This window comes from Salinicola salarius (assembly GCF_002179555.1).
Classification (GTDB): domain Bacteria; phylum Pseudomonadota; class Gammaproteobacteria; order Pseudomonadales; family Halomonadaceae; genus Salinicola; species Salinicola salarius_A.
On record NZ_NHOU01000081.1, the window covers coordinates 1 to 2,989 of the forward strand.

Here is a 2,989-nt window from a genome sequence, read left to right on the forward strand (position 1 = left end):
TGATGCGGACTACCCGTCGGGAAGCGACTTCTCCATCGTCAATCGCCTACATATGAGCACTATTGATACCTTCGAGCGTGCCGATGCAGTTTGCCATCACCCCTCGCGCGCCGGCGCAGAGACAGTTGAGCCAGCGATAAGGCCCAGCCGACAAAACCTGGAAGGCTGACGACACTGATTTCTACAGTTATCGACAGTGAAGAGGGATTCTGAAGTGAGGAAGGGAGCCGATGCATATAAAAGAGGCTAGGGTGACGAATCGGCAGGTGCGTGCTGTTGATTGGAATTGATATGATTTAATTGAAATTAAAGTTTTCCAATGCCGAAGTGTCGGATTCGATGAGATCCAATGCCTCATGGGTATAACGCTTTTGAGCCTTCACCGCCCGGGCATAGAGCTCATGTAGCGTGTGGTATTCGTCCGACAGCTGCTGGTCGAATTCTGCAGCTTCGAATTTCGCCATCAACGCCTTGGCATCGTCGACGAGCCGCTGCAGCTCTGCCAACACGAATTCGTAGTCTTCTATTGTCATTGATGCTACCTGGAAACGACGAGTTTGGGCGCATGAAACCATGCATAAGCGCCAGCCATTGGGCTGATTAAAGAAGTGTTTTGTCGTTTGATCGGCAGTCGAGAGCAGAAGGCAAAAGGGCGGCTCGCGCCAGCCGTTGAATGCTAATTAAACTTCGCCTGGCGAATCACTGCAGTAGAGACAGAATACCTTGCGGTACCTGGTTGGCCTGGGCCAGGACCGAGGTGCCAGCCTGCTGCAGGATCTGCTCGCGGGTCATGTTGGAAACTTCTGTCGCATAGTCGGCGTCCATGATCCGAGAGCGGGCTTCGCTGAGATTGAGGGTATTGGCACCAAGGTTATCGATAGCGCTACCTAGGCGATTTTCTGTTGCGCCCAGCAGGCTGCGCTTGTCGTCGACGCGAGCAATGGCGCGGTCCAGGGTTGCAAGCGGGTCTTTCGGCGTCTTGATACGTAAATCTTCATCACTTTGGGTCAAGACAATTTGGGTGCGAACTGCGCCGCCAGTTTGTTCCAGGCTGGCGTCTGTCACGGCGGAGAAAGACATCTGATGATAGATGACGAGATCACCACTACCGCTCTCGGTGCGAATTAGTGTACCGAAGTTCAAGTCGTCGTTAACGAGCGTTGCTTGAGTATAGGTACCGTCGTCATTTTGCTCGAGATTCATGACGTAGCCGTCCTCATCGGTACTGAGTACGTCATCGTAGGTGTTCTGCGATGTCTGGTAGTCCACCTGAACGTTCGAAGGATCAAGCGTAATGACTGACTTCCCATCGACCGTGTCGACTACATCGAAGGTGGCTGCCGAGCTGCCCGCGTCGTAGCTCGCGTCGACGTTGATATTGCTCTTGCTGCTTGCGATAACGGAGACTTCCGCCTGTCGATACTGATACTCACCGCCGCTCGAGGTTTCGATGTAGAGACCTTGTCCACCTGGCAGGAAAGTGTTTTTCTCCAATAGCCGCGTGCCGCCACTGGTATCGACATCACTGCCATAATTGATAGTTGCGCTATCAGGAATCACGATGTGATCTACAGCGGTTAGACTGCCTTCGGCAACAGGAAGCGGCTCATCACCATCTGCGCCTCGGTCGCTATAGATCGTATTATTCTGAGCCTTCACGACGGAAGATCCGTCGGCGTTCATGGTAACGGTTGCGAGTTGATATAACGCATTCCCGTCGCCATCCATGGTCTGCAAATAATAGTTGTCGTTGGACTCGACTAATGTACCCGAAGTTGAAGTGTCGTCGGCATCAAGGAACGTGGCTCGAGACGCATCGAAGCTAACGCGAGCCTGGTCCTCGAACAGCGATGTGCCACCTCCAATAGTGATGTCGTTATGGTTCTCGGCGGTATAATGTGTCGCATCCAGCCGGTTGTAATAATAATAAGCGGGTGCACCGTCTTCCACGCGAGTCAAGTAAAGCCCCTCGAACTCGCGGCTATCGTTTCGGACAAGGTCGGTAGTGCTGGTGTCTACTGATGACCCATTGATGAGGAAAGTCAGATCAGTCGAGACCTGGGCATCAGCTGCTGGCTTCAGCTCCATATTGCGAGCGGTACCCATCAAGGTGTCGAGAGGCTGCGGATTTCCCTCGACGCCATAGACGGTGAAGTCGGTCAGCCCCAGTTCATCCACGCTGAAACCCGGCGGAGAGAGGTCGACACCCAGCGTCTCGTCATCATTGGCACCAACCTGAAGCTGGACATTGCCAGCCGAGCCATCCAGGAGCGATAAACCATTGAAATTCGACTGCTGCGCGAGGCGATCGATTTCTTTCAGATTGAGGTTGATCTCGGCTTGCACCGCATCGTGGTCGGCCACGCTCAAGGTGTCGCTCAACCCTTGAACCGTTAGCTCACGAATGCGCTGAAGACGATCGTTCACTTCGCTCAAGGCATCCTGAGCCGTCTGCGACAGTGACACACCGTCGTTGGCATTGCGCATCGCCTGCTGCTGGCCCTTGACTTGGGACGTCATGCGGTTACCGATCGCCTGCCCAGCGGCATCATCCTTGGCACCGTTGACGCGCAGGCCAGAAGCCAGACGCTCTAGCGAGGTAGAAAGCCCATTCGAAGCTCGCCCTTGATTCTGCTGGGCCCTGAGGGCAAGAAGATTGGTATTGATGACCGACATGTCGAGAGCTGGCTCCGGGAGAAATAGGGAGGCATTCTGATATCATCGGCTGCATAACGGCATTCTTTAGCGTGATTTACGAGAAGGATGAACGGCTAACCCTGGGTTCGTCTGTAACCCAGCCCCAGCGATTGGTCGAACGGCGGTAGTTCGTCCAGCGCTGGGGTTACGAACCGACTTTATGCGTGGTCGGCTGCAAACGTGCTGGAGGAGTATTGACGCGTCAATGGTATCTTTGGAATACATCTAGCTGTAGGGTCCCGGATGATCGGATCGCCTATGGAAGTTATCCTCTGCTAGCAGCGAGAGAGCT

At 54.0% G+C, this 2,989-nt stretch carries 2 protein-coding genes; both read right to left on the reverse strand.

From position 1 onward, the window contains the following. Positions 1 to 296: 296 nt before the first annotated feature. Positions 297 to 533 (reverse strand): hypothetical protein, encoded by a 237-nt coding sequence (locus tag CCD76_RS19000; RefSeq protein WP_087721059.1) that lies wholly within the window; start codon positions 531 to 533, stop codon positions 297 to 299. 166 nt (positions 534 to 699) lie between these two features. Then, a complete protein-coding gene (locus CCD76_RS20605) occupies positions 700 to 2,676 on the reverse strand; it encodes a flagellin N-terminal helical domain-containing protein (protein WP_087721060.1) in 1,977 nt (658 codons plus the stop codon). Between the last annotated feature and the right edge of the window lie 313 nt (positions 2,677 to 2,989).